The sequence below is a fragment of the Burkholderia sp. LMG 13014 genome (assembly GCF_905232215.1).
GTDB lineage: Bacteria > Pseudomonadota > Gammaproteobacteria > Burkholderiales > Burkholderiaceae > Burkholderia.
Genome location: NZ_CAJNKE010000684.1, coordinates 1 through 2865 on the forward strand (window position 1 = coordinate 1; position 2865 = coordinate 2865).

Here is a 2865-nt window from a genome sequence, read left to right on the forward strand (position 1 = left end):
AGCGCGTCGGCGTCGAGCCGGCCGGCCAGCGCCGCATCGGTGTCGTGCGGATCGCAGGCCAGCGTCACGTCGATCTCGAGCCCCGTACTCAGGTAATGCAGGTTGATCGCCGCCGCACGCAACCCGCGCTGCGCGAGTGCGGCTTCGAGCCGTGCCGCGATCTCGCCGCGCGGCGGCAACGCGAGCGCCGGACGGCGCGCCGCGTCGTTCTCGGGGTCGACGTGGATCAAGGCGTCGAGCACGCGCGAGTCGGTCAGCACGCGCGCACGCGCGGTCTCGGCGATGTAATGCCCTTCGGAGACGGAGATTTTCGGATCGACGAGGATGTGCGCATCGACGAGCGCGGCGTCGCCCATCTTGCGCGTGCGCAGGTCGTGCACGTCGCGTACGCCGGGCGTCGCCGCGAGCAACGCGCGGATCTCGTCGGTATCGGTCGTATCGAGCGCGCGGTCGGAGAGGTCCTGCAGCGCGTCATAACCGAACGTCCAGCCCATGCGCGCGACCATGAAGCCGACGATCGCCGCCGCGATCGGGTCGAGCAACCGCACGCCGGCCAGGCTGCCGACGATGCCGATCGCGACGACGAGCGACGACGCGGCATCCGAACGCGCATGCCATGCATTCGCGACGAGCAGCGCCGAGCGGACGCGCCGCGCCTCGCGCAGCATGTAGCGAAACAGCGCCTCTTTCGATACGAGCACCGTCAGCGCGACGAGCAGCGCGGAAAAATGTACCGCCGGAATGTTTTCGAGATTAACGAGACGATCGCCCGCCCGCCAGAGCATGCCGACGCCGACCGCGATCAGGATCGTGCCGAGAAACAGCGATGCGACGGTCTCGTAGCGGCTGTGTCCGTAATTGTGGTCGGCATCCGGCGAGGCGCCGCTATGACGATTCGCAACCAGCACGACAAAATCCGAGATCAAATCGGAAATCGAATGCACCCCGTCAGCAATCAATGCCTGAGAATGCGCAATCACGCCGACGACGATCTGAAATGTCGCAAGCACGACATTCAGCACAATACTGACGAACGTACTCTTGCGTGCAACCGCGTGCTTATCTGCGCTCTGCGCGTCGCCGGAAAACGTGGACATGAAATATGAGATATCGGTGTGGGATGCCCAATTCTATCAAGGGCGCCCCGTGAATCCCGCCAATACCCACAAATTTCTTATTTAAATCAATCGCTTATGCGAACGGGTCGTATTACCATTCACAGCGAATTATTACACTTTCATGACAGAGCGCTGCGCGTGGCGGCCGCTGGAAACAAAAAAGCCGCGCTCCTTGACGGCACGCGGCTCTTTTGAAGAACAGGCAACTTAAACAGATGTTTAAATCGCGAACTGTTCGCGGTCCTTGCCCGCAATCCAGCGCGGCGGCTTGCCGCGACCCGACCACGTCGCGCCCGTTTCCGGATCGCGATATTTCGCAGCCACGCCTGCGCGCGGACGGCCAACCTTACCTGCCTTCGCGCGGCTGAGACCGAGTTCGGCAAGCGAAAAGCCGTAGTCGGCAATTTTCTGCTTCACGTCATTCAGCACTTCAGCGTATTCACGCGACTTCGCTTCTTCGATTTGCTTCTCCAGCTTCTCCCGCTGGGCCAGCAGGTCCTTGTAAGAAGACATAGTTTCCCTTTCTATCTGACCAATGGCGCCGGTCTGAGCCAGCTCACCATTCATGAAATATATGTGCCTCGGATTTTCGAAGGCAGAGATTAGCACAAAAAAGATTTGATAGAAGCGAGATTCATGAAAATCCCGAGATCAATTGAAATTCACGCGTGTCATTTTGACCGGTCGCGGCCTTTTCTCAAATTTTTACGTTCGTACACAGAGATTAGGACATTAGCCATTGTCTATTAGGTCTATCAACATACGCAATTACCCTGCATTCTGAAAAATCAAAGCTTTCACCGGACGACAGCTTGGCGAATATCGGATGGCGCGGCACGCTAAACGGGCAAACTACGGACTGGCCGGCCTCCGCGACGTCACGTCACATCCCGCGCGCACGCAATCAGCCGCTCGCGCAATGCGCCCGCATCGGCCAATGGCGAATCGAACGGCGTGCGGACGCGGCGGCCGTCATGTCGCCAGTCGGCGCCGTGGCGATCGACGCCGAGCAATTCGAGCCCGTCGCGACGCGCAGCGCCGGTATCGTACGCGTCCCATAACGCCTGTTCATCGTCGAAGGCGAGCGGCGGCAGCGCATCGAGATGCGTGCCGTCGACCCAGCCCATGCGCCCGAAGCCGCCGATATAGCGTAGCCGCTCGACGTCGAGCGCCCAGAACGTGAAATCGCCGAGCGCGAGATAGCGCGCGGCGTCCGGCTCGTAGCGGCAGTAGCGCGCGGTGACGTGCGGATCGTCGCCGAGCGGCACGAACCGGCCGAGCAGCGTCGCGCGCTCGGCGTTCAACACGTCGCCGCCGGGTGCGTCGACGACGAGGAAGCCCGCGCGCGGATCGGCGGCCAGATTGCGCGTGTGCTCCGCGAGGCCGCTCACGAGGATCACCGGACGATGGCTCGCATCGGGTGCAAACGGGACGACCGTCGGATACGGGAAGCCCAGCGGATCGCGCGCATGGGTGGCGAGCGTGCCGAGTGCGCAGCGGTGCAGCAGATGTAGCGCGAGAGCGGGATCGATGTTCAAGAGGACTCCTGCGGTCGAAGGGCGGCGCATCGGACACGCCATGCGCTTCGATGTTACCCGCGGGCGCGGTGCACCGCGCATCGGTCGAACGGCCGATGCGGTCGATGCAGTCGATGCGGCCGGTCGCCGGTCGCTGGTCGCTGGTCGCTGGTCGCTGGTCGCTGGTCGCTGGACGCTGGACGCTGGACGCCGAACGCCGAACGCTGGAC

3 protein-coding genes are annotated in these 2865 nt (G+C 62.6%); all 3 read right to left on the minus strand.

From position 1 onward, the window contains the following. On the minus strand, positions 1-1097 hold a 1097-nt coding region (locus JYJ84_RS33060), incomplete at its 3' end, for a cation diffusion facilitator family transporter (protein WP_205190012.1). 240 nt (positions 1098-1337) lie between these two features. Further along, positions 1338-1631 (minus strand): H-NS family nucleoid-associated regulatory protein, encoded by a 294-nt coding sequence (locus tag JYJ84_RS33065; protein ID WP_043185090.1) that lies wholly within the window; start codon positions 1629-1631, stop codon positions 1338-1340. Between the two features lie 365 nt (positions 1632-1996). Then, positions 1997-2656 (minus strand): HugZ family protein, encoded by a 660-nt coding sequence (locus JYJ84_RS33070; RefSeq protein WP_175222297.1) that lies wholly within the window; start codon positions 2654-2656, stop codon positions 1997-1999. Between the last annotated feature and the right edge of the window lie 209 nt (positions 2657-2865).

Bases quoted from the DNA above. Each gene is read 5' to 3' on its own strand.
- JYJ84_RS33065 (WP_043185090.1), bottom strand. From the start codon at position 1,631: ATGTCTTCTTACAAGGACCTGCTGGCCCAGCGGGAGAAGCTGGAGAAG.